The 26,214-nt window shown below is 67.1% G+C and carries 27 protein-coding genes; 16 read left to right on the plus strand and 11 right to left on the minus strand.

Going from position 1 to position 26,214, the window contains the following annotated elements; all coding sequences use genetic code 11:
* Nucleotides 1–61 precede the first annotated feature (61 nt).
* The 5 genes from dbpA (at nucleotide 62) to ACN6PJ_RS14885 (ending at nucleotide 4,849) form a co-directional block, all read left to right on the plus strand.
* On the plus strand, nucleotides 62–1,450 hold the full coding sequence (dbpA, locus tag ACN6PJ_RS14865) for an ATP-dependent RNA helicase DbpA (protein ID WP_427996631.1): 1,389 nt from the start codon (nucleotides 62–64) through the stop codon (nucleotides 1,448–1,450).
* Between the two features lie 204 nt (nucleotides 1,451–1,654).
* Nucleotides 1,655–2,062, plus strand: coding sequence for a DoxX family protein (locus tag ACN6PJ_RS14870; RefSeq protein WP_427996632.1), 408 nt, complete (start codon nucleotides 1,655–1,657; stop codon nucleotides 2,060–2,062).
* 571 nt (nucleotides 2,063–2,633) lie between these two features.
* The gene (locus tag ACN6PJ_RS14875; protein ID WP_427996633.1) at nucleotides 2,634–2,798 is read left to right on the plus strand and encodes a hypothetical protein; all 165 of its coding nucleotides are present in this window, start codon (nucleotides 2,634–2,636) and stop codon (nucleotides 2,796–2,798) included.
* 30 nt (nucleotides 2,799–2,828) lie between these two features.
* The gene (locus ACN6PJ_RS14880; protein ID WP_427996634.1) at nucleotides 2,829–4,211 is read left to right on the plus strand and encodes an adenylate cyclase; all 1,383 of its coding nucleotides are present in this window, start codon (nucleotides 2,829–2,831) and stop codon (nucleotides 4,209–4,211) included.
* Between the two features lie 95 nt (nucleotides 4,212–4,306).
* Nucleotides 4,307–4,849 (plus strand): peroxiredoxin, encoded by a 543-nt coding sequence (locus ACN6PJ_RS14885; protein ID WP_427996635.1) that lies wholly within the window; start codon nucleotides 4,307–4,309, stop codon nucleotides 4,847–4,849.
* A 38-nt stretch (nucleotides 4,850–4,887) separates the two neighbouring features.
* Here the strand turns inward: ACN6PJ_RS14885 and ACN6PJ_RS14890 are convergent, their stop codons facing one another.
* Nucleotides 4,888–6,333, minus strand: coding sequence for a CoA transferase (locus tag ACN6PJ_RS14890; protein WP_427996636.1), 1,446 nt, complete (start codon nucleotides 6,331–6,333; stop codon nucleotides 4,888–4,890).
* A 246-nt stretch (nucleotides 6,334–6,579) separates the two neighbouring features.
* Between ACN6PJ_RS14890 and phrB the strand changes: the two genes are divergently transcribed.
* Nucleotides 6,580–8,013 (plus strand): deoxyribodipyrimidine photo-lyase, encoded by a 1,434-nt coding sequence (gene phrB, locus ACN6PJ_RS14895; RefSeq protein ID WP_427996637.1) that lies wholly within the window; start codon nucleotides 6,580–6,582, stop codon nucleotides 8,011–8,013.
* Between the two features lie 6 nt (nucleotides 8,014–8,019).
* On the opposite strand, the gene ACN6PJ_RS14900 is transcribed toward phrB, so the two are convergent.
* Complete coding sequence (locus ACN6PJ_RS14900; protein WP_427996638.1) at nucleotides 8,020–8,352, minus strand: hypothetical protein; 333 nt, start codon at nucleotides 8,350–8,352, stop codon at nucleotides 8,020–8,022.
* 211 nt (nucleotides 8,353–8,563) lie between these two features.
* On the opposite strand from ACN6PJ_RS14900, the gene ACN6PJ_RS14905 reads away from it, so the two are divergent.
* From ACN6PJ_RS14905 to ACN6PJ_RS14920, 4 genes are all read left to right on the plus strand, one after another.
* The gene (locus tag ACN6PJ_RS14905; RefSeq protein ID WP_427996639.1) at nucleotides 8,564–10,102 is read left to right on the plus strand and encodes a DUF1800 domain-containing protein; all 1,539 of its coding nucleotides are present in this window, start codon (nucleotides 8,564–8,566) and stop codon (nucleotides 10,100–10,102) included.
* A 47-nt stretch (nucleotides 10,103–10,149) separates the two neighbouring features.
* Nucleotides 10,150–11,346 carry a DUF1501 domain-containing protein gene (locus ACN6PJ_RS14910; RefSeq protein ID WP_427996640.1) on the plus strand — a complete coding sequence of 399 codons (1,197 nt, stop codon included), beginning with the start codon at nucleotides 10,150–10,152 and terminating at the stop codon, nucleotides 11,344–11,346.
* Nucleotides 11,347–11,501: 155 nt separating this feature from the next.
* Nucleotides 11,502–12,704 carry an MFS transporter gene (locus ACN6PJ_RS14915; RefSeq protein ID WP_427996641.1) on the plus strand — a complete coding sequence of 401 codons (1,203 nt, stop codon included), beginning with the start codon at nucleotides 11,502–11,504 and terminating at the stop codon, nucleotides 12,702–12,704.
* Between the two features lie 13 nt (nucleotides 12,705–12,717).
* A complete protein-coding gene (locus ACN6PJ_RS14920) occupies nucleotides 12,718–13,209 on the plus strand; it encodes a glutathione peroxidase (protein ID WP_427996642.1) in 492 nt (163 codons plus the stop codon).
* A 19-nt stretch (nucleotides 13,210–13,228) separates the two neighbouring features.
* Here the strand turns inward: ACN6PJ_RS14920 and ACN6PJ_RS14925 are convergent, their stop codons facing one another.
* The gene (locus ACN6PJ_RS14925) at nucleotides 13,229–13,696 is read right to left on the minus strand and encodes an Lrp/AsnC family transcriptional regulator (RefSeq protein WP_427996643.1); all 468 of its coding nucleotides are present in this window, start codon (nucleotides 13,694–13,696) and stop codon (nucleotides 13,229–13,231) included.
* Between the two features lie 124 nt (nucleotides 13,697–13,820).
* Between ACN6PJ_RS14925 and ACN6PJ_RS14930 the strand changes: the two genes are divergently transcribed.
* The 6 genes from ACN6PJ_RS14930 to ACN6PJ_RS14955 all read left to right on the plus strand — a co-directional run bounded on the left by ACN6PJ_RS14930 (nucleotide 13,821) and on the right by ACN6PJ_RS14955 (nucleotide 17,966).
* Nucleotides 13,821–14,726: a DMT family transporter gene (locus ACN6PJ_RS14930; RefSeq protein ID WP_427996644.1), complete on the plus strand. Its 906-nt coding sequence runs from the start codon at nucleotides 13,821–13,823 to the stop codon at nucleotides 14,724–14,726.
* A 124-nt stretch (nucleotides 14,727–14,850) separates the two neighbouring features.
* Nucleotides 14,851–15,552, plus strand: a complete 702-nt coding sequence (locus ACN6PJ_RS14935; RefSeq protein WP_427996646.1) for a glutathione binding-like protein — start codon at nucleotides 14,851–14,853, stop codon at nucleotides 15,550–15,552.
* A gap of 10 nt (nucleotides 15,553–15,562) precedes the next feature.
* Nucleotides 15,563–16,027, plus strand: coding sequence for an N-acetyltransferase family protein (locus ACN6PJ_RS14940; RefSeq protein WP_427996647.1), 465 nt, complete (start codon nucleotides 15,563–15,565; stop codon nucleotides 16,025–16,027).
* Nucleotides 16,028–16,065: 38 nt separating this feature from the next.
* Nucleotides 16,066–16,341 carry a lipoate protein ligase C-terminal domain-containing protein gene (locus tag ACN6PJ_RS14945; protein WP_043542792.1) on the plus strand — a complete coding sequence of 92 codons (276 nt, stop codon included), beginning with the start codon at nucleotides 16,066–16,068 and terminating at the stop codon, nucleotides 16,339–16,341.
* Entirely contained in the window at nucleotides 16,338–17,114 is a 777-nt protein-coding gene (locus ACN6PJ_RS14950) for a lipoate--protein ligase family protein (RefSeq protein WP_427996648.1), read from the plus strand. The genes ACN6PJ_RS14945 and ACN6PJ_RS14950 overlap by 4 nt, the downstream gene beginning before the upstream one ends.
* A 33-nt stretch (nucleotides 17,115–17,147) precedes the next feature.
* The gene (locus ACN6PJ_RS14955; RefSeq protein ID WP_427996649.1) at nucleotides 17,148–17,966 is read left to right on the plus strand and encodes a DUF3298 domain-containing protein; all 819 of its coding nucleotides are present in this window, start codon (nucleotides 17,148–17,150) and stop codon (nucleotides 17,964–17,966) included.
* Between the two features lie 182 nt (nucleotides 17,967–18,148).
* Here the strand turns inward: ACN6PJ_RS14955 and ACN6PJ_RS14960 are convergent, their stop codons facing one another.
* From ACN6PJ_RS14960 to ACN6PJ_RS14995, 8 genes are all read right to left on the minus strand, one after another.
* Nucleotides 18,149–19,258, minus strand: coding sequence for a porin (locus ACN6PJ_RS14960; RefSeq protein WP_427996650.1), 1,110 nt, complete (start codon nucleotides 19,256–19,258; stop codon nucleotides 18,149–18,151).
* Nucleotides 19,259–19,601: 343 nt separating this feature from the next.
* Entirely contained in the window at nucleotides 19,602–20,891 is a 1,290-nt protein-coding gene (locus ACN6PJ_RS14965) for a Glu/Leu/Phe/Val family dehydrogenase (RefSeq protein WP_427996651.1), read from the minus strand.
* Between the two features lie 271 nt (nucleotides 20,892–21,162).
* Complete coding sequence (hutG, locus tag ACN6PJ_RS14970) at nucleotides 21,163–22,110, minus strand: formimidoylglutamase (RefSeq protein ID WP_427996652.1); 948 nt, start codon at nucleotides 22,108–22,110, stop codon at nucleotides 21,163–21,165.
* The gene (locus ACN6PJ_RS14975; protein ID WP_427996728.1) at nucleotides 22,107–22,868 is read right to left on the minus strand and encodes an amino acid ABC transporter ATP-binding protein; all 762 of its coding nucleotides are present in this window, start codon (nucleotides 22,866–22,868) and stop codon (nucleotides 22,107–22,109) included. Before ACN6PJ_RS14975 ends, hutG begins: the two co-directional genes overlap by 4 nt.
* A gap of 35 nt (nucleotides 22,869–22,903) precedes the next feature.
* Nucleotides 22,904–23,572 carry an amino acid ABC transporter permease gene (locus ACN6PJ_RS14980; RefSeq protein ID WP_427996653.1) on the minus strand — a complete coding sequence of 223 codons (669 nt, stop codon included), beginning with the start codon at nucleotides 23,570–23,572 and terminating at the stop codon, nucleotides 22,904–22,906.
* The gene (locus tag ACN6PJ_RS14985) at nucleotides 23,569–24,312 is read right to left on the minus strand and encodes a transporter substrate-binding domain-containing protein (RefSeq protein ID WP_427996654.1); all 744 of its coding nucleotides are present in this window, start codon (nucleotides 24,310–24,312) and stop codon (nucleotides 23,569–23,571) included. Before ACN6PJ_RS14985 ends, ACN6PJ_RS14980 begins: the two co-directional genes overlap by 4 nt.
* Nucleotides 24,313–24,404: 92 nt before the next feature.
* The gene (locus tag ACN6PJ_RS14990; RefSeq protein WP_427996729.1) at nucleotides 24,405–25,151 is read right to left on the minus strand and encodes an IclR family transcriptional regulator; all 747 of its coding nucleotides are present in this window, start codon (nucleotides 25,149–25,151) and stop codon (nucleotides 24,405–24,407) included.
* 181 nt (nucleotides 25,152–25,332) lie between these two features.
* Nucleotides 25,333–26,196, minus strand: coding sequence for an ankyrin repeat domain-containing protein (locus ACN6PJ_RS14995; RefSeq protein WP_427996655.1), 864 nt, complete (start codon nucleotides 26,194–26,196; stop codon nucleotides 25,333–25,335).
* Between the last annotated feature and the right edge of the window lie 18 nt (nucleotides 26,197–26,214).

Consider the following 26,214-nt stretch of genomic DNA (forward strand, 5'->3'; position numbering starts at 1 on the left):
CGGCAGGCCTTACACTCTCGGTTGATTTCCCTACAGGCGCCCTTTCCTGGCGCCCCTCGACGTGACGAACACCGCCTTTTCCTCCCTGCCCCTCGCGCCCGCCCTGCTCTCCAACCTGCAAAGCCTGGGCTTCGAACAGATGACGCCCATCCAGGCGCAAAGCCTGCCGCTGATCCTGGAAGGCCGCGACCTCATCGCGCAGGCCAAGACCGGCAGCGGCAAGACCGCGGCCTTCGGGCTGGGTGTGCTGCAGAAGGTCAATCCGCCCTGGCTGGCGCCCCAGTCCCTGGTGCTCTGTCCCACCCGCGAACTGGCTGACCAGGTCGCCCAGGAGCTGCGCCGGCTGGCGCGCCAGATCCCCAACATCAAAATACTGACGCTGTGCGGCGGCGCCGCCACGCGCCCGCAGGCCGAATCCCTGGCTCGCGGCGCGCATATCGTGGTCGGCACGCCCGGCCGCATCCAGGACCACCTGGCGCGCGGCAACCTGGATCTGGCCGGCCTGAACACCCTGGTGCTCGACGAAGCCGACCGGATGGTGGACATGGGCTTCTACGACGACATCGTCGCCATCGCCTCGCATTGCCCCGCCAAGCGCCAGACGCTGTTGTTCTCGGCCACCTACCCCGACAACATCCGCAAGCTCGCCGCCCGCTTTCTGCGCAATCCCGCCGAGGTCAAGGTCGAGGCGCAGCATGATGCCAGCCGCATCGAACAGATCTTCTACGAGATCGACGACCGCGACCGGCTCGACGCAGTGGCCCGCCTGCTGGCGCACTTCCGCCCGGCGTCCACGCTGGCGTTCTGCAATACCAAGGTGCGCAGCCACGACCTGGTCGAACGCCTGCAGGCCGAGGGCATCAGCGCCCAGGCCCTCAACGGCGACCTGGAACAGCGCGAGCGCGACGAAATCCTGATCCAGTTCGCCAACCAGAGCTGCGCCGTGCTGGTCGCCACCGACGTGGCCGCGCGCGGCCTGGACATCCAGAACCTGGGCGCCGTCATCAACGTGGACGTGACCAAGGACACCGAAGTCCACGTGCACCGCGTCGGCCGCAGCGGCCGCGGCGAACAGAAAGGCCTGGCGCTCAGCCTGTGCTCGCCCGACGAAATGCGCTGGGCCAATTTGATCGAGCAATACCAGGGCTCGCCCCTCGTCTGGGGAGACATCAAATCGCTGCGGCCCAAGGCGGACCGCCCGCTGCGCGCGCCGATGATCACCCTGTGCATCCAGGGCGGCAAGAAAGACAAGTTGCGTCCCGGCGACCTGCTGGGCGCCCTGACGGGCGATGGCGGCCTGGCGTTCGAGCAGGTCGGCAAGATCAATATTTCCGAATTCGTGTCCTATGTGGCGCTGGACCGCCAGATCGCCAAGCAGGCGTTCTCCCGCCTGTCCAACAGCAACATCAAGGGCCGCCGCTTCCGCATGCGCTTCCTGGAAGAATTCTGAGCGCATCGCCGGCAGGTAAGCATTTGTTGAAAAGCGTCGCGAGGCCACGACAAATGCTTGATGATTTTGATCGGGTTTTGCAATAATGGCCCGGCCCGTCCCCGGTTCGCATCCCCGCCTGGCGGGAGCGCCGGACGTGGAACCAAAGGCTCGCAACGCGCTCCAACGCCCGCCGTCCCTTTCAACCAATAGAAGAGAACCACCATGATCAAGTCCGACGACACCGGCAAACTGATCTTGCGCCTGACCCTAGGCATTCTGATACTCCTGCACGGCCTGTTCAAACTGACCGGCGGCGGCGTCGGCGGCATCAGCGGCATGCTGTCCTCGCACGGTTTGCCCGGCTTCCTGGCCTATGGCGCGTACGTCGGCGAAATCCTCGCCCCCGTCCTGATCATCGTCGGCATCTACACCCGCCTCGGCGGCCTGCTGATCGCCATCAATATGGTCGTCGCCATCATGCTGGCCCACACCGGCCAGCTCAGCAGCCTGACCAACAACGGCGGCTGGGCGCTGGAATTGCAAGGCATGTTCCTCTTCACCGGCCTGGCCATCGCCTTCATGGGCGCCGGCCGTTTCAGCCTCGCCGGCAACGGAGGCCGCTGGAACTAACGCCCGCCACACACGGCTAGCATCGGATAGGGGTCGCTCAGGCGGCCCCTATTTTTTGCCAAACGCCGAAATACGCGGCGTAAAGATTCTCAGCAAGCAAACGCAGCAAGTGCGTTCGAGCGGCCACTACTTTGCATCGCAGCGCACGCCTTGAAGAGCAGACTGTTTTGCGGCTCCTCGCAAAAATAGCCGCGCCGCCGCCGGGCTGCTCCCCTCGGGCACCAAGCAAACGCAGCAAGTGCGTTCAAGCGGCCACTACTTTGCATCGCAACGCATGCCTTGAAGAGCAGACTGTTTTGCGGCTCCTCGCAAAAATAGCCGCGCCGCCGCCGGGCCGCCCCAAGGCGGCGCAGCCCCCTCGGGGGGCAGCAAGCACGCAAAGCGTGCGCAGCGTGGGGGCCCACCATCTTGATACGAACGACATCGACGGTCACGAGAACGCAAACATCCGTCACCCGAAAGCTGTTTCGGAATGATTACAGTCCAGAACTCCAGGCAAAACCCTGTGGCCTAATCCTTACGAGCGCAACCAGGGCGCAAGCCGCGCCTGGCGCTCGGCAGGAGTTGCAAGATGAAGAAGAGCCTGTTGCTGATGCTGGCGATGACCAGCGCCTTGACCGGATGTGTCGTGGTTCCCGCCCGGCCGGCCTATTACCGCCCGGCCCCGGCCTATTACACGCCGCATTACTACTATCCGGCCTACCCCGCCCCGCATTACTACTATCGTGGCTACTGATCCGCGCGCCCGTTGCGCAAAGGAATAACCATGACTCCCCATTCCCGGATTCTCCGCGCGCGGCCTCTCGCCGCCGCCATCCTGCTGGCCGCCTGTGCCAGCGCCGCGGCGCAGACCTACGAACCGCCGCCGGCCCCCGCGGCCCCTGGCTATGACGGCGGCGACCCCGCGGATGCCAATCTGGCGCTGGTGGACCGAAGCCCCGAACCGCCGCCGCCCTTGCCCGTCTATGTGCAGCCGCCCGCCCCGGCGGATGGCTATATCTGGGTGCCAGGCTACTGGAGCCGCAATCGCTACGGCTTCTTCTGGGTGCCTGGCGCCTGGGTGCTCGCGCCCTACACGGGCGCGCTCTGGACCCCCGGCTACTGGGGCTTCGTGAACGGGCTGTATATCTGGAATGCCGGCTACTGGGGCCCCCACGTGGGCTTCTATGGCGGCATCAACTATGGTTTCGGCTACACGGGCCTGGGCTACGTCGGCGGCTACTGGAAGCGCGACCGCTTCTATTACAACCGTTCGGTCACGAATGTGAACATCACGCGCGTCACCAACGTCTACAACCACACCGTGGTCGTGAACAACGTGGACAACCGCCGCGTCAGCTACCACGGCGGCCCTTCGGGCATCCAGCGCCGGGCCGACCCCCGCGAACTCGCCGCGCGCAATGAACGCCATGCTCCGCCCACCCAGGCGCAGCGCGGCTATGTCCGCGATGCCGGCAGGGACCGCAACCAGTTCTATGAACACAACAAGGGCCGTCCGCCCCAGGCCTACCTGGATCACAGGGACGACGACGGCAGGCGGCCCGCGGACCGCCGTCCGGACCACGATGTCCGGCAAGGCAACGGACCCGACAATGGACGCGGCGGCCAGGACCGCGGCCAAGCCGGCCGCAGGGACGCCCCTCAGGCTCAACAGCAGGGGCGGGACCCGCGCGCCCAGGACCAGGCTCGCCAACAACGGCAACACGACGACCAGGACCGGCAGCAACAGGTCCGCCAGCAACAGCAGCGCGACCAGCAGGCCCAGCAACAGGCCCGCCAGCAACAGCAGCGCGACCAGCAGGCCCAGCAGCAGGCCCGCCAGCAACAGCAGCGCGAGCAACAGGCCCAGCAGCGGGCGCGCCAGCAACAGCAGCGCGACCAGCAGGCCCAGCAGCAGGCGCGCCAGCAACAGCAGCGCGACCAGCAGGCCCAGCAGCAGGCGCGCCAGCAACAGCAGCGCGAGCAGCAGGCCCAGCAGCGGGCGCGCCAGCAACAGCAGCGCGAGCAACAGGCCCAGCAGCAGGCGCGCCAGCAACAGCAGCGCGAGCAGCAGGCCCAGCAGCAGGCGCGCCAGCAAGGCGGGGAAGGCCGTGGCCGCGATCAACCGCGCGGGGACGGCAACGGCCGGGGCTCGCCCGGACGCGACTGACGGAACCAGGAAGCGCGCCCCTGGACCCTCGCAAGCCACGGGACTACATTAGGAAGACTGCGCCGAACGGCGCGAGAAACCGAAGGAGATTACCGATGAAGCGCATTGCCAATTGCCTGTTGCTATGCGGTCTGCTGGCCGGCGCGCCGGCCCATGCCGCGCTGCAAGTGGGCGCCCCGGCTCCGGACTTCAGCGCTCAGGCTTCGCTGGGCGGCAATGTCTTCACGTTCAAGCTGAATGAAGCGCTCAAGCAAGGCCCGGTCGTCCTGTACTTCTTTCCCGCCGCCTTCACCCAGGGCTGCACGATCGAGGCGCACAACTTCGCCGAAGCCACGGACGAATACAAATCGCTGGGCGCCACCGTCATCGGCGTGTCGACGGACAACATAGATACCCTGAACAAATTTTCAGTCAGCGAGTGCCGCAGCAAGTTCGCGGTGGCCGCCGACGGCGACGGCAGGATCATGAAAGCCTATGACGCCGTGCACGACAAGCGTCCGGAATATGCGCAGCGCGTCTCGTACGTCATCTCGCCGCAGGGCAGGATCCTGTACGAATTCACTGACATGAGCCCCGAATCCCACGTCGCCAATACCATGCGCGCCTTGCGCGAATGGAAAAAAGCGGGCAACAGATAGGCAAGCAGCCGGCCCCACGAACAGGCAGCCGGCTTCTCTCAGTGGAACGGCCAGACCGTGGGATGCGTGCCCGGCGGGCTGGAAGGACGGGTCCAGCGAGCCGGCGTTTCCGAGAATTGCGCGGCATGGCGAACCGCGATCAGTTCGCCAAAGCCCGAAGGCTCGGTTTCCAGCAAGCCGTCGAAACCGGGCATCGGACAGGCCAGGCCGCCTTCCACCCGCCCCAGGCTGCGCAGCCAGTGGGCAGTCTGCGCCAGCGATACCTGCACATGCCAGCTGCCGCCCTCCGTTGCCTGGCGCGCCAGCGCGGCCTGCGCGCCGAACGCCATCAAGTAACCGGACGCATGGTCCAGGATCTGCATCGGCAACGCCTTGGGCGCTTCTTGGCCCGCGGCCTGCGCTTCGGCATGATTGAACCCGGTAGCCGTCTGCACGAGGGAATCGAAACCCCGGCGGTTGGACCAGGGCCCCGCGTTGCCGTAGGCGGACAGGGAAACATAGACGATGCCCGGGCGGATGCGGGCCGCGTCCCGAGGTCCGAAGCCCAGCGCAGCCAGGCCGCCCGGCCGGTAGCCTTGCACGAACACGTGCGCGCTGCGCAGCAGGTTGCCCAGGGCGATGCGGCCATCGGCCGTGTCCAGGTCCGCCAGGACCGACAGCTTGCCACGGCTGGTGTCGATGATGTTGTCGATATTGGGCAGTTGCGGTGAATTGACCAGCATCACGTCGGCGCCATAGGCGGCCAGGGCCCTGCCGCAGACCGGCCCGGCAATGATGCGGGTGAGATCGAGGACGCGGATGTCCTGGAGCGGCCGGGCGTCATGCCGGTACTTGGGCAAGGGCCGCGGGTCGGCTTCCCCGATGCGTTCGATCGTCAGCAGGGGCTGCGCGGCCACCGCCTGCCCCTGGGGATGGCGATCCCATTCGTCGAAGCTGCGCATGGCAGCCACCGCCAGCCCCGCGTCGGCGGCCACCTGCTCGAAATCGAACGCGTTCCAGCGCCCCAGGGCGCGTTCGACGGCCGCGCGCGTCGCGCCGTCGCCGGGCGGACAGCCCAGCAACGCCAGCGCGCCATCGCGGTGGTGGGCGAAATTGGCATGGATGCGGACCCAGCTGCCGTCGCCGCAACGGTACAGGCCCGTGACGGGATCCCAGGGATTGGGCGTAATGCCATTGATCTTGAAATGGCTGCGGCATTCCTGCGCGGCGTGCAGCATGTCGACGCTCACCTGCTGCCTGGCGCCGCCGCGCAAGTGCCAGATCTCGGCGGCAGCCAGGGCGGCCGCGGCCATGCTGGTCTGCGCCGCCGCGCCGACGGCGAACGATGAGGGAAGGACGGGATCGGCGCCTGTGAGCACGACGTGGCTCAGCGATTCGTCCGGCAGGTCGACCGAACGCCAGAGTTTCTGCAGCACGTCGAGCGGTGTCTTGGCAGGTGCGCGGCCTTTCAGAAAGGACGGGCGTAGGTCCATCAGATTTCCCATAGCGTTCACTTGCTCTAGTCGTTTACTTGGATTACAGGCCGGCCCCCCTGCCGCGTCAATACTTGCGAAACGCCAGCGTGTTTCATGGTTTGACGGCTGCGCGGCCCGGCCGCGCCCGACCGGACACATCTACTCTTAGTTTTTACATCATCTTCCAAGCCTCGCGGGCCGCTGCGCGGACTCCCGAGCAATATAGAATGCCAGCCGTGCCGGCCCGCGCCGCGGCCCGCCTCGCCCTGGATCTCCATGAACACGCTGCTCTGGCTGCGCACCGACCTGCGCGCGCATGACAATCCCGCTCTTGCGGCCGCCGCCCGGGACGGCACCGTGACGGCGCTGTTTCTGGCCGCGCCGGGCCAATGGCGCATGCACGGCGACGCGCCGGCCAAGGTGGATTTCTGGCTGCGCAATCTGCGCGAGCTTTCCGGCGAACTGGGCCGGCTGGGCATACCGCTCAAACTGCTGACGGTGCGGGATTGGAGCGAGGCGCCCGATGCGCTGGCAGCGTTTTGCCGCGCCCATACGATCGGCCACGTGCATGCCAATGCCGAGTGGGCCGTCAATGAACGCCGCCGCGATGCCGCGGTCGCCGACCGCCTGCGGGCCATGGAAGTGGACTGGACCCTGCACCATGGCGCGTCGCTCCTGCGTCCCGGCACGGTACTTACCGGCAAGGGCGAGTGCTATCGCGTCTATACCCCTTACGCGCGCGCCTGCCGCGAGCGGCTGCGCGAAGCGCCGCCCCGCGCCATGCCGGCGCCTCGCCCGCAATCGCCCCCGGCCTGGCCGGCCGATCCCTTGCCCGAGGCCTTCGAAGGATTCGGCGCGCCGGGCGATGCCGTGCAGGCCCTTTGGCCGGCGGGCGAAGCCGCCGCCGCCGAGCGCCTGGAGGCCTTCGCCGACGGCGTGATCGATGCTTACCAGGAGCAGCGCGACTTCCCCTGCCTGCCCGCCACCAGTTGCCTGTCGCCCTATCTGGCCGCGGGCGTGCTGTCGCCCGGCCAGGCCTTGCGCGCCGCGCTGCGGGCCAACCACGGCGAACTGGACAGCGGCAAGGCAGGCGCGTCCGCCTGGATCAATGAACTGCTGTGGCGCGAGTTCTACCAGCATCTTCTGGCCGCGCATCCCGCGCTGTCCATGCACCGGCCCATGAAACCGGAAACCGCCGCCGTGCCCTGGCGTCATGCGCCCGAGGACCTGCGCGCCTGGCAACAGGGGCGCACCGGCATTCCCATCGTGGATGCGGCCATGCGCCAATTGCTGGCGCTGGGCTGGATGCACAACCGCCTGCGCATGGTGGCGGCCATGTTCCTGTCGAAGAACCTGCTAATCGACTGGCGCGAAGGCGAGGCCTGGTTCATGTCGCAACTGGTGGACGGCGACCTCGCCTCCAACAACGGCGGCTGGCAATGGAGCGCCTCCACCGGCGCCGACGCGGTGCCGTACTTCCGCGTCTTCAATCCGCTGTCGCAATCGCGGCGGTTCGATCCGGAGGGTGCGTTCCTGCGCGAATGGCTGCCGGAACTGGCGCACCTGGACGGACCAGCCATCCACGATCCCAGCCCGATGGAACGCGCTGCCGCCGCCTACCCCGCGCCCATCGTCGATCTGGCGCAAAGCCGCTTGCGGGCGCTGGAGGCGTTCGGCGGGCTGCCCCGCCCGTCCGTCGCCGGCGCCTGACTCCCCTCAGGCGCCGGCCGCGGCGTCCTTGTCCAGGCGCTTGAGGAATACCTGCAGTTCCTTCACCACCTGCTGGTCGCCGCGCGCATGCGCCGCCTGCAGGCCGGATTCCCAGGCGGTGCGCGCGCCGGCCTTGTCTCCTCGCCCCAGGCAGGCCTTGCCCAGCCATTTCCAGGCGACGGAATAGGCCGGGTCGAACGCCAGCGCCGCCCGCAGATGTTCCTCGGCTTCCCGAAAACAATCCTGCTCCGCATAGGCCTTGCCCAAGGAAAATCGCAACAGCATGTTGTCCGTTCCCTTGGCCAGCATCGCTTCAAGACGCTCGATCATTCCTTCCATTGCCGCCCTCCTTCTGGCGCTTGCGCATCTCTGCCATGCGCCATGATAGGACGGCTGCCGGCTGGCGCCGGCAATGGCCCCGCGCGGCGTCCGGGCATGGGCGATAACCGGATGCGATCCGTTTCCTTGCGTTTCAAGACGCGCCTGGCCGGGAAACTTGCCGCGATTATCCTGTCACACCCCGAGTTGCCTTACGGAAGGTATCCGTCACATGCTGCTGTCGAGTATCCGGCTTCGCCACGCCGCGCTGTTGCTGTTGCTCCCCTTGTCCGCCGGCGCCCTGGCGCAGTCGAACGCCGATGCCCAGGCGCGCGAGGCCGCGCTGGTCAACCGCATCACCTGGGGAGCAACGCCCGCGGAACTTGCCCGCATCCGGAAAATGGGCGTCGAGCGCTACCTGCAGGCTCAATTGCATCCCTCCGCGCAAGGCGGGCTGCCGGCCGAGGTGCAGAAGCGCATCGACGCGCTCTCCATCTCGCAGGCATCCGACGAGGCAGCCAGGGCCACGCAACTCGCCATGCGGGAAAAAGCGAGCAAACTGCCTCCGGACGAAAAACTGAAGGGCATGCGGGCGGCCCGGCAATTCTCGATCCGGCGGGCCGCCGAGGTCAGCGACCGGGCCCTGTGGCGGGCGGTCTATTCGACCAACCAGTTGCAGGACCAGATGGCCTGGTTCTGGATGAACCATTTCAATGTCGATCTCGGCAAGGGAGACGCGGGCATCTTCCTGTCGCAATACGAGGACCGCGCCATCCGTCCGCATGCCTTGGGCAAGTTCCGCGACCTGCTGTCCGCCACGATGCGCGCCCCGGCGATGCTGATCTACCTGGACAACACGCGCAACGGCGTCGGCAAGATCAACGAGAACTACGCGCGCGAGCTGATGGAACTGCACACGCTGGGCGTCGACGGCGGCTATTCGCAGTCCGACGTCCAGGAACTGGCCCGCATCCTTACCGGGCTGGGCATCAGCAAGCAGCCCGAACCGCCGAAGGTCAGGCGTGAATGGCGCGACAAGGTCGTGCAGGAGGGGCTGTTCGTTTTCAATCCGGCGCGCCACGATTTCGGTGAAAAGAAATTCCTCGGCCAGCGCATCGCCGGAACCGGCATGCAGGAGGTCGAAAAGGCCGCCGACCTGCTGGCGCGCAATCCCGCGACCGCGAAGCACATCAGCGGCAAACTCGCCGTGTACTTCATGGGCGATGCGCCCCCCGCCTCGATCGTCGACAAGATGAGCAAGACGTTCCTGGCGTCGGACGGCGACATCGCGGCCACGCTCAAGACGCTGTTCGATTCGCCGGAATTCTCGGAATCCCTGCGCAAAGGCGTGTTCAAGGACCCGGTGCACTACGTCTATTCCTCGTTGCGGCTTGCCTATGACGGCCTGCCGCCCATCGTGAATCCCAAGCCGGGCGTCGCCATGTTGAAGCAGCTGGGCCAACCGTTGAACCAGCGCCTGACGCCCGACGGCTATCCCATGAGCAAGTCCGACTGGGCCGGTTCCGGCCAGATGACGACGCGCTTCGAAGTCGCCAGCGTCATCGCCGGCGCGCCCCAGCGCTTCTACAAGGAGGATGGCGACAGCGGCCCGGCGGACCTGCCTCCGCTGCCCGACCTGCTGAAAGCGAATGCCGACAGCGGTCTGTTCGCGGGGCTCTCGCCCGCCACGCGGGAAGCGATCGGGCAGGCCAGGTCGCCCAGGAGCGCCAACACTTATCTGCTGGCCTCCCCGGAATTCATGCTCCGCTAGGACCGGGGCGAGGCCTTTTATCAATCCACAGGTCCCAGGAGAACATCATGGATCGCCGCCGCCTGCTTCAACTGATGGCTGCCGCCCCGCTGGCGCTGGGAGGCAGCCGCCTCTACGCCGCTCCCGCCGCTTCCGGCAACCGCCTGCTGGTCGTCTTCATGCGCGGCGCCTATGACGCCGCCAGCCTGCTGGTGCCCGCGGACAGCGAGTTCTATTACGAATCCCGGCCCAATATCGCGCTCGCGCGGCCGGGCAGCGGGCCAGGCGCCGCCCTGCCCCTGAGCGAGGGCTGGGCCCTGCATCCCGCGCTGGAGGAAAGCCTGCTGCCCTTCTACGAACGGCGCCAGCTTGCGTTCGTGCCCTTCGCCGGCACCGAGGACACCAGCCGCAGCCATTTCGAAACCCAGAACGGCATCGAACTGGGGCGCGGCGCGGCCACGGGCGGCAACTACCGCACGGGCTTTCTCAACCGCCTCGCGGCCAACCTGGGCGCCAAGGAAGCGCTGCCGGCCGCGTTCACCTCGGAAGTGCCGCAGATATTCCGCGGCGACACGCGCGTGCCCAACATCGACCTGATCGGCGCGGGCCGCAAGTCGCGCCTGAGCGCCGACGACAACCGGGCCATCGAATCCATGTACCAGGACACCGATCTGCACGCGTCGGTCGCCGAAGGGCAACGCATCATGGGCGCCGCGCGCGAAGAGATCGAGGCCGAGATGAAGGCGGCCAGCGGCAACGCCGTGTCCGCCGACAAGCTGGAACAGGAAGTGCGCCGCATCGCGCGCTTCATGGTGGACCGCTACAACCTGGGCTTCGTCGACGTCGGCGGCTGGGACACGCACGTCGGCCAGGGCGCCGCCAGCGGCCTGCTGTCGAACCGGCTGGGCCAACTCGCCCGGGCCCTGGCCGCCTATGCCGACGCCATGGGGCCGGCATGGAAGCACACTACCGTAGTGGTCATCAGCGAGTTCGGCCGCACCTTCCGCGAAAACGGCAACAAGGGCACGGACCATGGGCACGGCACGGTCTATTGGGTGATGGGCGGCAACGTACAAGGCGGACGCATCGCCGGGCGCCAGGTGGCGGTCAAGCGCGACACGCTCTTCCAGGACCGCGACTATCCCGTGCTCAATGAATACCGCTCGGTGTTCGCCGGCTTGTTCGCGACGCTGTACGGGCTCGACAAGGACCGGCTCGCCCGCGTGTTTCCCGGCGTGGCCCCGGTCGATCTGAAGCTGGTGTAGCGGTCCGGCCCGCCACTGCGGATCAGGGTATACCCTTAACACCAGCAGGGCCATCCCGGCGCTCCGCTGCCGGACTGCCCTAGAATCCCGCCCTTGCCTTCTACCCTCGCATGCCGGCGCGGCGTTCCCCCGCCGTCCGGCCGATTCTCCCTCCCATGCCCCTGCATCTCATTGCGCTGGCCGCCGCCGCTTTCGGCATCGGCACCAGCGAGTTCGTCATCATGGGCCTGCTGCCCAACGTCGCCGAAGACCTCCATGTCGGGATCGACATCGCGGGCCTGCTGATCACCGGCTACGCGATGGGCGTGGTCATCGGCGCCCCCATCATGGCCATCGTCACCGCGAAATTGCCGCGCAAGGCCGCGTTGATCGGGCTGGCCAGCACTTTCGTGCTGGGCAATCTGCTCTGCGCGCTGGCGCCCAGCTACGGCCTGCTCATGGCGGCGCGTGTCTTCACCGCCTTCTGCCACGGCGCATTCTTCGGCCTGGGCGCGGTGGTGGCCGCCGACCTGGTGCCGCGCAACCAGCGCGCCAGCGCCATCGCGCTGATGTTCACCGGGCTGACGCTCGCCAACGTGCTGGGCGTGCCCCTGGGGACGGCCCTGGGCCAGGTGGCGGGCTGGCGCTCCACCTTCTGGGTGGTCAGCGGCATCGGGCTGGCGGCCGTCGCCGCGCTGGCGGCCTGGCTGCCCTCCCGCATCCCGATGCAACCCGGCAACATCCTGCGCGAATTCAGAGTATTGCGCGACGTGCGCGTCGTATGGCCGCTGGCCGCCAGCGTGCTCGCGTCCGCCGCGCTGTTCTGCGTGCTGACCTACATCGCCCCCTTGCTGCGCGACGTGACCGGCGTGTCCGAACGCGGCGTCACCGGCGTGTTGCTCCTGTTCGGCGTGGCGCTCACCGTCGGCAGCACCCTGGGCGGCAAACTGGGCGACCGCAATCTCGAGGTGTCGCTGCGCCGCATTTTCATCGGCCTGCTGCTGGTCTTCCTGGCGCTGAGCCAGGCCATCCACTCCCTTGCGCCCATGCTTCTCACGGTCTTCGTCTGGGGCGTGCTGGGCTTTGCCGTGGTGCCGCTGCTGCAGACGCTGATCGTGGACCAGGCTGCCGAGGCTCCCAACCTGGCGTCCACGCTCAACCAGGGCGCATTCAACCTGGGCAATGCGGGCGGCGCGTGGCTGGGCAGCCTGGCGCTGGGCAAGGGACTGCCCCTGACGGACCTGCCCTGGATGTCGGCGGCCATCACCCTCTGCGTGCTGCTGCTGACGCTGTGGGGCACGCGCTACTACGGCCGCCATGCCGGGACTACACTCGTGGAACACGCCGGCGCGCTGGCGCCCTCGCGTTCCGACGCCTGACCCTGGAGCCCTCATGAGCACGATCTACGATTTCTCCGCCCGCGGTATCGATGGCGCGGAACAATCCCTGGACACCTATCGCGGCCGCGTGCTGCTGGTGGTGAACGTGGCCTCCAAGTGCGGCTTCACGCCGCAGTACGCCGGCCTCGAGGAGTTGTACCGCTCGTACCGCGACGCTGGGCTGGCCGTGCTGGGTTTTCCGTGCGACCAGTTCGGCCACCAGGAGCCGGGCGACGAAGCCGAGATCCGCAACTTCTGCAGCACCCAGTACGACATCACCTTCCCCATGTACGCCAAGATCGAGGTCAACGGCAGCGGCGCCCATCCGCTGTACCGTTGGCTCAAGGGCGAAAAGCCCGGCGTGTTCGGCACCGAGGGCATCAAATGGAACTTCACCAAGTTCCTGGTCGGCCGCGACGGCCGAGTCATCAGGCGCTATGCGCCCACCGACACGCCCGCGGGCCTCAAGGACGACATCGAGAAGGCACTGTCGGCGCCGGTCTGAGACCCTGCTTGCGCGCCGCCTAGCGCAGCGGCGGCAGGCGCCGGCGCACGGTGTGCGCCTTGACGATCGCGGTATTGGTTTCGGCGAATTCGGTCACGCGCTCCAGGATGCCGTCCAGGTGCGAGATCGAGCGCAGCACCACCCGGGCGATGAAGCAATCGTCGCCCGTCACCTTGTCGCATTCCACGAATTCCGGGATCTCCTGGATCAGGCCCTCCACGTGGCGCAACTGCCCGGGCAAGGGCCGGATGCGCACGATGGCCTCCAGCGTGTATCCCAGCGCAACCGGATCCACGTTCACGGTATAGGCCCGGATCACCCCCGACTCCTCCAGACGCCGCAGGCGGTCCGCCACGCTGGGCGCGGACATGCCCACCTGGCGCGCAAGATCGGCCGTGGTGGTGCGCGCATTGGTGGAAAGCATCTCTACCAGGCGGCGGTCGATGCCGTCCAGAACCGGATTTTCATTTTTTAGGTCGTTTTGCATAAATTCCACCCAAACAAAGGTTCTACTGCCGATTCACCGCCTCAATATCATATAACCTGCTTGGTCTGCCTGGGATAATTTCTCCATCGAACATCAAGGCCACCGCGCCTCCTGGAGCCTCCTCATGAATCCCTCATCAGAACGTACCGGCCTGGCCCAAATGGCGGCCGCGATGACCCTGTCGGGCACGCTGGGCGTCTTCGTGCTGGAATCCGGCCAAAGCGCCTGGAACGTCGTCTTCTTCCGCTGCGTCTTCGGCGCCTTGTCGCTCTTCCTGTATTGCTGGATGCGCGGCCTGCTCAAGCCTGGCCTGTTCACGGCCAGGACGCTGGCGCTGGCGCTGGCCGCGGGCGCGGCCCTGGTGATGAACTGGGTCCTGCTGTTTTCCGCCTACCGCCTGGCCTCGATCTCGCTGGCGACGGCGGTCTACAACGTCCAGCCCTTCTTTCTCATCGGCCTGGGCGTCCTGTTCCTGGGCGAGCGCCCGACTCGGGGCAAGCTGGCCTGGTCCGTCATCGCGTTCGCCGGGCTGATGCTGGTGCTGCGCCTGTCCGAGAGCGGCGGCGCCGGCGGCAGCGCCTATCTTTCGGGCCTCCTGCTGGGCCTGGGCGCCGCCGCGCTCTATGGCGTGACCGCCATCATCGTCAAGCGGCTGAAGCAGATCCCGCCCCAGGTGCTGGCGCTCGTGCAGGTCTCGCTCGGCGCGGTCATGCTTCTGCCCATGGCGGACTTCGGCGCCTTGCCGGCCGCGCCTCTGCAATGGAGCTATCTGGTCGCCCTCGGCCTGGTTCACACCTGCCTCATGTACATCCTGATGTACTCGGCCATCCAGAAGCTGCCCACGACCTCCACCGCCGCGCTCAGCTTCATCTATCCCGCCGTCGCCATCATGCTGGACTTCGTGGTCTACGGGCACCGCATGGATGCCTCGCAGATCGTGGGCGTGGCCATGATCTTCCTGGCGGCCGCCGGCGTCAGCCTGAATTGGACCTGGAGGCTGCCGGGCCGAGCCCGCCCGGGCGCGGCGTGACGCCCGCGACCGGGGGGCAAACCCGCACCCGCCCCCCGGTTATTCGGGCCGCCGCCCGCGGCGCCCCGCTATCATGGCCGTTCCATCCGCTGGCCCCCGCCGGCGCCATGACCAGGACACCCCCATGATCGATCTCTACTACTGGACCACCCCCAACGGCCACAAGATCACGCTGTTCCTCGAAGAAACCGGCCTGCCCTACAAGATCCACCCGGTGAACATCAGCCGCGGCGATCAGTTCAAACCCGAATTCCTTGCCATCGCGCCGAACAACCGCATCCCGGCCATCGTGGACCAGGCGCCGTCCGACGGCGGCGCGCCGGTCCCGCTGTTCGAATCGGGCGCCATCCTGCTCTATCTCGCCGAAAAGACGGGCCGCTTCCTGCCCGCCGACCTGCGGGGCCGCGCCGAAGTCTCGCAATGGCTCTTCTGGCAGATGGGCGGCCTGGGCCCCATGGCCGGCCAGAATCACCATTTCTCGGCCTATGCCCCCGAACGCATTCCCTACGCCATCGAGCGCTACGTCAAGGAAACCAACCGGCTCTACGGCGTGTTGAACAAGCGCCTGGCGGACCGCGAATTCGTCGCGGGCGATTACTCGATCGCGGACATGGCGGCCTATCCCTGGATCGTGCCGCACGCCAGGCAGGGCCAGGACCTGAACGATTTTCCCCACCTGAAGCGCTGGTTCGATGCCATCGCCGCCCGGCCCGCAACCCAGCGCGCCTATGCGCTGGCCGACACCATCAACACGGCTCCGTCCGTCAACGACGAAGCCTCGCGCCGCATCCTGTTCGGCCAGACCGCCCAGAACGTCGCCCGCTGAAGGAGCCGCAATGCCCGATCCGCACCTGGAGTTCCGCCGCGCGCGCCTGGGAGACCTGCCTGACATCGTCGCGCTGCTGGCCGACGACGAACTGGGCGCGACGCGCGAAAATCCTTCCCTTCCCCTCGATCCGCGCTACGCCGCCGCCTTCGCCGCCATCGCCCAGGATTCCAACCAGTTCCTGGCCGTGGTCGAGCAGGATTCGCGCCTGGTGGGCTGTTTGCAGTTATCGTTCATACCCGGCCTGTCGCGGCTGGGCCAGTGGCGCGGGCAGATCGAGAGCGTGCGCATCGCTTCGTCGTCGCGCGGCGCCGGCCTGGGCCGCGCCATGTTCGAGTGGGCGATCGAGCAATGCCGCATCCAGGGTTGCGGACTGGTGCAGCTGACCACGGACCGCGCCCGTCCCGACGCCCGCCGGTTCTACGAAAGCCTGGGTTTCAAGGCCAGCCACGACGGCATGAAACTCAGCCTGTAGGGCCTGTTTACACTAATTGGATTTAGCAAGGAGCGCCCATGCATGGCGAATACAAAGTCCCCGGCGGCAAACTGGTCGTCGCGGATCTGGAAGTGCGCGACGGCCGCCTGGCCGACGTGCGCATCAGCGGCGACTTCTTTCTCGAGCCTCCGGAAGCGCTCGAAGCCATCAATCGCGGCTTGAACGGCATGCCCGCCGACGCCGGCGAGCTCGAGCTGGCGGTGGCCGTGCAATCGGCCCTGCCCGCCGACGCGGAGATGTTCGGCTTCACGGCGGAAGCCGTCGCCGTGGTGCTGAGGAGAGCGCTGGCATGACGCGCACCGACTGGAATGACTACGGCTGGGAACTGATCCACGAAGGCCCGCAACCGCCCGCGCTGCACATGGCCCTGGATGCCGTCATCACCGACGAAGTCGGCGCCGGCCAGCGCGCCCCGACCCTGCGGATCTGGGAATGGTCCGCGCCGGCAGTGGTGATCGGAAGATTCCAATCCCTGAAGAACGAAGTCGATCCCGAGGGCGCGCGCCGCCACGGCATCGAGGTCGTGCGCCGCGTCAGCGGCGGCGGCGCCATGTTCATCGAACCCGGCAACTCCATCACCTATTCGCTCAGCGTGCCGCAGGCGCTGGTGCACGGCATGAGCTTCCAGGAATCCTACGCCTTCCTGGACGCCTGGGTGCTGGCCGCGCTGCAGGGCCTGGGCATCAAGGCCTGGTACCAGCCGCTGAACGATATCGCCTCGGACATCGGCAAGATCGGCGGCGCGGCGCAGGCCCGCCGCTCCGGCGCCGTCCTGCACCACGTGACGATGTCCTATGACATCGACGCCGATAAAATGGTGGAAGTGCTGCGCATCGGCCGCGAGAAGCTGTCGGACAAGGGCACCACCAGCGCGAAGAAGCGCGTCGATCCGCTGCGCACGCAGACCGGGCTGGCGCGCGAGGTCATCATCGAGCGCATGGTGGAAACTTTTGCCGGGCTGCATCGTCTCACTCCGGGGCAGTTGGGCAGCAGCACGCTGGCGCTCGCGCAGGCGCAGGCGGCCGAGAAGTTCTCAACGCCGGAGTGGACGGGCGTCGTCCCCTGACCGGCCATGCCCTGATTCTCTGGAGGTAGTTCAATGCGTCGCACGTTCACGCCGCGAGGCGCGATTAGCGGTTTCATCCTGGGCGCGGCCGTCATGGCGCTTGCCGGCTGTGGCAGCACGCCGCCCGCCGACATCACCCTCGCCCCGCAATCATCGCCGGCCGCCTCCACGCCGGAGAAGGTTGGCGACCTGGCCACCGAACGCATCAAATGGGCCTCGAACAAGCCCGGCTGCGAGGGCGATTGCCCCCGCATCGAGATCGACAGCGTGGCCTTTCCCGGCATCCCCAAGCTGACGGCCCTGGTGGACCACGTGCTGGCCTACATGACCGGCACCGACGCCAATCGCCGCGGGCCCTACGACACGCTGTCCGAATACACACAGTACTTCTGGTCCACCGCCCGCCCGCGCGACGCCACCTACTTCAAGGCGAGCGTGAAGGACACGGTAGGCGACGTGGTCTCCATCGAGCTGCACACCGAACAATTCCTGACCGGCGCCGCGCACGGCATCCCGGCCACCCAGTACCTGAACTGGGAGCGTAGCCGCGGCCGCGTGATGAGCCTGGACGAAGCCCTGATCCCGGGCCGGCGAGGCCAATACGTCGCCGCGCTGCAGCGCGCGCACGCCAAGTGGCTGGAGCAGAATCCCGATGCCCGCCGCGATCCGGCGGCCTACGGCAAGATGTGGCCATTCCAGGAAAGCGACAATTTCGCGCTGACGCGGGACGGCATCGTGGTCAAGTACGACGCCTACTCCATCGCGCCGTACTCGCACGGCGAACCCGAACTGAGCATTCCCTACGCGGATCTGCGCGGGATACTCAAGCCGGAGCTGCTGCCCCAGCCTTGAGCATCCACGGCAGGCGCCAGGCCCCGTCGGGGCCGGGGTTCGGGTGAGCGGACTGGGAGTGGAGCTAGGGAGGTGGCCGCCTTTTTCGCGTCTGTGGCCGGGTAAGACGCCCAATCCGCTCAGTGCAACCGCGGCTCGGCGCAAGGGGCGGCGCTTGCGCGCCGCCCGCTCATGCCCGCGCTTTAGAAGCGGTGGCGGATACCCACCATCGCCACGGTGCTCTTCACGCCGTCGACGAACGCGAAGTTGGTGGCATACGAACCCAGGGCGTACAGGTTGGTGCGCTTGGACAGGTTGTAGGTGTAGCCCAGGCTGTAGACGTTCATGGTGGCGTCGTCGCCGGTCAGGGCGTCGCTGTCCGGATCGGCGCGCTGCCACGAGGCCAGGATGTTGCTGGCGCCGCCCAGCGGCACGCTCAGGCCGACCAGGTAGGAGCTGGCCTTGAAGCCCGAAACGGCCACGTTGGTGCCGAAGCCCTTGGCTTCGGGGCTGCCGCTGCCGAAGGCGTTGGCGCCCTGGCCCGTGAACCAGCCGTCGCGCGTCTGGCCATAGGCCAGCGCAAGCTTCAGCACTTCGAAGTCGTACGAACCGCCCACCATCCAGGACTTGGGGGTAGCGTCCGTATCCAGCTGGCTGGCCGGGTTGAGTTGGTCGTACGTCACGGCCAGGTTCAAGGGGCCGTTCACGTAGCGCAGGCCAGTCGTGATGGCGCGCGTGTTGTCGGCCGTCTTGAAGCCGGTCTGCGCGGAGGTCGTGTCCGACGCGTTGAACGAGTAGCCGACGCCGAACTGCACGCCGCCGAACGACGGCGTCGAGTACTGCACCATGTTGTCGTAGCGGACCGTGTTGGCGGCGCTGAAGGCGACACCCACGTTGGCCTGGCCGTAGCTGCCGCCGAACGGATCGATCGCGGCGAAGTACTTCGACGCGATGTTGGTCTGGCGGCCCAGCTCGAGCAAGCCCCACGAATTGCTCTTCAGGCCGATCGTGGCCTGGCGGCCGAACAGGCGGCTGCTCTGGCCCGATTGGCCGTTGCCCGAATTGAAGCCGCTTTCCAGCGTGAACACGGCGCTCAGGCCGTCGCCCAGATCCTCGGCGCCGCGCAGGCCCCAGCGCGAACCGCTGGACACGCCGTTGACCATGCCAACCTTGGATTCATGGTAGTTGTCGCCCTTGATGCGCTGGTAGCCCACGCCGGTGTCGATCAGGCCATACAGCGTCACCGAGGTTTCCGCCTGCGCCGCTGCGCCGAACGTGGCCAGGATGGCGGTGGCGAACAAAGTCTTTTTCATTGCAAATTCCCGTTGATTGAACAGACATGGGCCGGTGGGCTCGAATCGCGAACGGCGCGCCCGGCACATGGCAGGAACGGATTCTAGGGATGCAATGTTTCAATTCGTGAAAAGCAAGACGGGATTTTCCCTGGTCGGGAAAACCGGGGCGCGTTGTGGCGCCGGCCGACACGCGCATGAAAAATGGCCGCGCCCGCATCGCTGCAATATTGGCATGCCGGCGGCCCGGCCGGCCCCGGCCCCTTTGCGGCGGCCCATGAAAATCGCCCCTTGCGGGGCGATTTTCGTTTTTGTCTCCTTGCCTCCTCGGCGGCGCGTCCAAGACCCGCCGCCGAATCGGATATCAGGGATACAGGCCGCGCACCTGGCGCGCTTGCAGGATCCGCGTGCAAGCGACGATGAACGCCGCCGTGCGCAGCGTGACCTTGTGCTCGCGGGCCACCTGCGACACCGCCGCGTAGGCTTCGCGCATGAGACGTTCCAAGCGCTGGTTGATTTCGTCCTCGCTCCAGAAGAAGCTGGAGAAATCCTGCACCCACTCGAAGTAGCTGACCGTCACGCCGCCGGCGTTGGCCAGCACGTCGGGCACCACATAGACGCCGTGTTCGGCCAGGATATCGTCCGCTTCCGGAGTCGTCGGGCCGTTGGCGCCTTCCACCACGATCTTCGCGCGCACCTTGGGCGCGTTTTCCGCGGTGATCTGGCTTTCCAAGGCGGCCGGAATCAGGAATTCGGTCTCCAGCGTCCAGAACTCGCTCTTGTCCATGGCCTGGCCGCCGGAGAAACCGCCCACGCCGCCGTGCTGCGACACGTGCGAGATGAGCTTGTGCACGTCCAGGCCTTCGGCGTTGTGCACGGTGCCGGTGTGGTCCTGCGCGGCGATGACCTTGGCGCCCGCTTCATGGAACAGGCGGGCGGCGGTGCCGCCCACGTTGCCGAAGCCCTGCACGACCACGCGCGCCTTCGACACGTCGATGTTGAGGTCGCGGGCGGCCTCGCAGCCCACGACGAACACGCCGCGGCCCGTGGCTTCGACCCGTCCCAGGCTGCCGCCCAGCGCGATCGGCTTGCCCGTGACCACGCCGGTGGCGGTGGCGCCTTCGTTCATGGAGTACGTGTCCATCATCCAGGCCATGGTCTGGGCGTTGGTGTTCACGTCAGGAGCGGGAATGTCCTTGGACGGGCCGATGATGACGCCGATCTCCGAGGTGTAGCGGCGCGTCATGCGCTCGATCTCGGATTGCGACAGCTTGCGCGGATCGACGCGCACGCCGCCCTTGGCGCCGCCGTAGGGCAGGTTCACCGCGGCGTTCTTGATCGACATCCAGGCCGCCAGCGCCATCACTTCGGAGAGCGTGACGTCCTGGTGGAAACGCACGCCGCCCTTGCCGGGGCCGCGCGAGGTGTTGTGCTGGACGCGATAGCCCTCGAAGTGCGCGATGCTGCCGTTGTCGAGTTCGATCGGCACGTCGACGATCAGCGAACGCTTCGGACGCTTCAGGGTTTCGACCCACCGCGCCAAAGAACCGAGATACGGGGTGACCCGATCGACTTGTTGCAGGTAATTACCCCAGGGGCCGAGATCATCGGCGTTCAGATACGACGGCAAGGCGTGGGTGGGAGTTTGAGACATGAGCATGCTCTCCTGACTAAGTTGCGCCATTTTATCCGTGAAAAATATAGCGTCCCCAATTTAAAATAAAAATATTTAAATGGGGACGTATAAATGTTGCGGGCACCTGACGGGTCGCAAGCCGGCCCTACTGCTGGCCCTATCCTAAGCCGGGGCCCGGCAAGCGTCCAGCCCATCGCCCATAAGCGGGACTCGTCCTTCCAGGCATGAAAAAGGGCGGCTTCCCCCAAGGAAAGCCGCCCTTTTTCGCCCCGCCCCGAGCCGTCGCCGGTCAGGGGGAAAGCAATTGCCAGGCCAGGCGCGCCGCCGCGCGGGCGCCATGGCCATCCACGTCGAAGCGCGGGTTGTACTCCGCCATGTCGGCCAGGCGCAGCTTGCCGCTGGCCTTTACCCGCAGGACGATGTCTTCGATCACCGCCAGCGGCACCCCGTAAGGCGCGGGCGCCGAGACGCCGGGCATGACCGCCGCGGGCAGCACATCCAGGTCTATCGTCAGGTAAACGTGGGCCGCCCCCGCCAGCAGGACGTCCACGTCGGCCAGCCGGGCCTCCAGGTGGCGCTCCTGCATATCGCGGTCCTCGACCCAGAACGCCCCGATCTCGGCCGCCCGGGCGTACAGCGCGGGGGTATTTGCCAGGCGCGACACGCCCAGGCAGGCGTATTGCAGGGCCTGGCCGCGCTCTTCGCAATGGCGGGCGATCTGGTCGAACGGCGTGCCGGAGCTGCCGGGCCGCCCGGTGCGCAGGTCGAAATGCGCGTCCAGGTTCAGCACCAGCACGGGGCCGGCGCCGCCGCCCGCCTGCAGCCAGCGGGCCAGGCCCTGGAAGCTGCCCCAGGCGATCTCGTGTCCGCCGCCCAGCACGACCGGACGGGCGCCCTGCTCCATCAGCTCGGCCAGGCGCAGGCCCAAGCGTTCCTGGGCATCCTCGAGCAGGTCGCCGTCGCATGCGACGTCGCCCGCGTCCAGCAGGCGCGTCAGGCCATGGGCGGGCAATCCCGCCAGGAATTTCCGGATGCCCGCGGGGCCGCCGGCGGCCCCGACGCGACCCTGGTTGCGCGCCACGCCGGCATCGCAGGCAAAGCCCAGCAGCACCGCCTCGCCCGCCTGGACCTGTCCGGCGGCCGCCTCGACGATATGCGCCAGGCGACGCGTATCGCCCTGCTCCGCGCTGTCGTCGCGCGCCTTCCACAGGCCCCTGTCCAATTGCCCCGCGCTCATGCCGCCGCTCCCGGCGTTGCGCTCAGCACCGCCTGCAGGAATTCGCGGGTGCGCGGCTCGCGCGGCTGGCTGAAGATCACCTCGGGCGAGCCGGACTCCAGGATCACGCCGCCGTCCATCACGGCGACCACGTCGGCCACGTCGCGGGCGAAGCCCATTTCGTGCGTCACCACCATCATGGTCATGCCTTCGCGGGCCAGCAGCTTCATGACCTGCAGCACTTCGCCCACCAGTTCCGGATCCAGCGCCGAGGTCGGCTCGTCGAACAGCATGACCTTGGGCTGCATGGCCAAGGCGCGGGCGATCGCCACGCGCTGCTTCTGGCCGCCGGACAGGCTGGCCGGCATGGCCGACATCTTCTGGCCCAGGCCGACCTTGGCCAGGAGATCGGCCGCCAGCGCATTGGCCTCGTCGCGGCCCATGCCGCGCAGCTTGCGCGGACCGATCGTGACGTTGTCCAGCACCGACAGGTGCGGGAACAGATTGAAGCCCTGGAACACCATGCCCACCTGCATGCGCAGTTGGTTCAATTCGGCCTCGGGCAGCAGTTGGCCGTGGTCCAGCAAGGTCTGGCCGCAGATGTCCACGGTGCCCGCCTGGGCCACTTCCAGCCCGTTGCAGCAGCGCAGCAAGGTGCTCTTGCCCGAGCCGCTGGGCCCGATCACCACCACCACCTGCGAAGGCAGCACGTCGAAATCGATCCCGCGCAGCACGGCATGGTCGCCGTAGGATTTCTGCAGGCCGCGGATGCGGATCATTTCTTGCGGGCCCGCGGCCCGGTTCGTCGCGGCGTTCATTGCACCATCCCTCCCGCGCGCAGGCGATGTTCCACCTTGCGCAACACCAACATCGTGACCGTGGTCAGGACCAGATAGATCAGCGCCACCACCAGATACGTTTCCAGCGAGCGATACGACACGCTGATGATTTTCTGCCCTTCGTGCATCAGGTCATGGATGGTCAAGAGCGACACCAGGGCCGAATTCTTGATCAGCGCGATGAACTCGTTGCCCAACGGCGGGATCATGCGCACGATGGCCTGCGGCAGCACGATGATGCGCATGGCCTGGCCCGAGGACATGCCCAGCGAGCGGGCCGCCTCCGTCTGGCCGCGGTCCACCGACTGGATTGCCCCCCGCACGATTTCCGACACGTAGGCGCCCGAATACATGCCCAGGCCCAGCACGCCGCAGGCGAACGCCGGCAGCGTGATCCCGAAATGCGGCAGGCCGAAGAACCAGATAAAGAGCTGCACCAGCAGCGGCGTGCCGCGGAACAGCAGCAGATAGAGGCTGCACAGGTTGTAGATGACGTAGCGGCGCGGATTGAGCCGGCCCACGCCGACCAGCAGGCCGATGACGCAGGCCAGCAGCAACGCCCCGGCGGTCACTTCCACGGTGACCGCCGCGCCGTTCATCAGCGCGCCGAAGTCGGCGAAGACGGGGGAAAAATCCAGGTTCATTTCGCGGGCGCCTCGAACCACTTGTTCACGATGGCCTGGTAGCTGCCGTCGGCCTTCAGCTTCTGAAGCGCGGCGTTCAGCTCACGGGTCAGTTCGGGCTTGTTCTTGGGCACGGCGATGCCATAGTCCTCGGTGGTGATCTGCTCGCTCAGCACGGTCAGGTCCTGCGTGCTTTGCGCGAACAGCTTGGCGGCGGGCTTGCCCGTCACGGCGGCTTCGGCGCGGCCGATCTGCACCAGGTTGAACATCTCCTGGTTCTTCTCGACTTCCACGCGCTGCACCGACGGGTAGTGCTCTTTCAGGTAGTTGACCGACTTCGTGCCGACCTGCACCGACACCTTGCGGCCGTCCAGGTCCTTCAGCGTCTTGACCGGACCATCCTTCTTCGTCATGACGACCAAGCCGCCCGCGTAGTAGGGATCGGTGAAATCCACCACCTTGGCGCGCTCGGGCGTGATGTAGATGGCGGACACCGCAATATCGGCGCGGCCGGCCTGCAGGGCGGGAATCAGGCCCTTGAAGTCGATATCGATCCATTCGACCTTCTTGCCCATCGCGCCGGCGAGGGCTTCGACCAGCTCGATGTCGAAGCCGGTGCGCTTGCCGTCCTTGACGAACTCCATCGGCGGGAAGGTGGCGTCGGTGACGGCGCGGATGGTTTCCTGGGCGTGCGCGGAACCGGCGGTCCAGGCCAGGCCCAGCGTGAGGGCGGCGGTCAGCAGTGTGCGGCGAGTGGTCATGATGGATCCTATGGAAAAGGGATACTGCGATCGGTTGGGTGCGGATACAGCGTGGAATTCTGGGAAAACGTGAACGGCCGGGGCCTGCGGAATCAATGCACCTGCAGTTTCGACGAGATGCGCCGGGCGGCCGCCACGGTCATCTCGATCAAGGCGTCGGGCCGCTGGGCCGCCCGCGTGGAGGGAGCCATCAAGGTGATCGAGGCCACGGCCTGGTTGGCGCGCTGGAAGATCGGCACGCTGACGCCCCAGACGCCGGCGTCGACCTCGCTGTCGGTCACGGCATAGCCCTGCTCGCGGATCGCATCCAGTTCCTTGCCCAGCCTGGCCGGGTCCACCCCGGCTTCGGACGCGAGATAGGCCAGCGCGGCCTGCAACCGGGCCAGCGGCATGAAGGCGAGCAGCGATTTGGCGGAGGCCCCGCGCGCCAGCGGCAGGCCGCGGCCCTTGGTGAAGGAGCAGCGCAGCGGATGCTGGCTTTCGACCATATCCAGGCACACGGCCTGGTCCTTGACCGCCACCAGCAGCCCGATGGTTTCTCCCGAGGCCATGGCGAGCGCGGCCATGTCTGGCTGGGCTTCGTGGATCAGGAACGAAGATTGGTCGAATCCCCAGGCCAGTTGCACGCAAAGCGGACCGGGCCCGTACTCGCCGTCGTGCTCGGCGACGAATCCCCAGCGCTTGAGCAAGGCCACCTGCCTGTACAGCGTGCTTTGCGCCAGCCCGGTCTCTTCAGCCAACGCGGCGATGCTGAGCGGGCCGTCATGCCGGGCCAGGGTGGCCAGCACGTACAGCACGCGGTCTGCGCCCGCCCCGACTGATTGATCCGCTTTCAATATTGGCTCCCAATTTACGGAGCGCAGATTATCAATTTATGGTGTTGTTCAAGCTTTTTATTCCCGAATATTGAGAATAACTGGGGAAAACCCCAAAAAGCGGGCATAAAAAAAGCGCCCGAAGGCGCGGAACCATGGATCGGCGGCAGGCGGGGCGCCCGGGCGGGCGCCCCGCCCTCCGCCCTCACGGGGCGGCGGGCTCGTCGTAATCGTTCAGTTTCAGGCCGGACACTCCCTTCACGGACGAGGACGGCGCCGCGGCGGGAGCCTGGGCCTCGGCCGCCGGAACCGTCGCGGGCACGGCCGCCGGCTCCGCGGCTCCCGTGGCCGAATCGGCGGGAGCCCCCGCCCGGCGCTTGCGATGGGCTTCTTCCTGCCGGGCGATCAGCGTGTCCAGTTCGGCCGCCAGCGCCACCGACTTGCCGGTGCGCGCCCAGTCCGCGGCGGTCTGGCCCTTGGTATCGCGCGTGCCCACGTCCGCGCCGGCCTTCAGCAACAGCTCCACCATGGGCTTGCGGCCCGACAACGCCGCCATCATCAGGGGCGTCTCGCCGTGGGGCGCGGGCGCGTTGGGCATGGCATGCTGCGCCAGCAGCAGGCGCGCCATCTCCACCTGCCCCTTCGAGGCGGCATAGTGCAGCGGCGTCCACCCCAGCCGATTGACCTGCGCGCCGCGCGCAATCAGTTTTTTCGCCCTTTCCGTCTGGCCCGCGATCGCCAGATACATCAGCGGCGTCTCGCCGGCGGGGTTCTCCGCGTTCACATCGGTGCGCTTGTCGGCCGCGATCACGTCGAACACTTTCCAGGCGCCGTCGGCCACCGCGCGCATCAACGCGGGCTGGCCGTTCTTGTAGCGCACGTTGGGGTCCGCCCCCTGCTTGAGCAGATCCTGGATGTCGTCCGGATAGTCGTTGGCCACATAGACCCACCAATCGGCGGGGTTGGCGGCCTGCGAGACGGGCGCGGCCAGCCCGACGGCGGCTGCCACGAGCGCGCCCCGGCAACACGACAACACGGCCCTGCGGGCGGTAGCGAGACGGAAAGCCATGAGCATTCTAGAATTCAC

The sequence above is a fragment of the Achromobacter sp. genome, assembly GCF_050285585.1.
Lineage (GTDB): Bacteria > Pseudomonadota > Gammaproteobacteria > Burkholderiales > Burkholderiaceae_B > Achromobacter.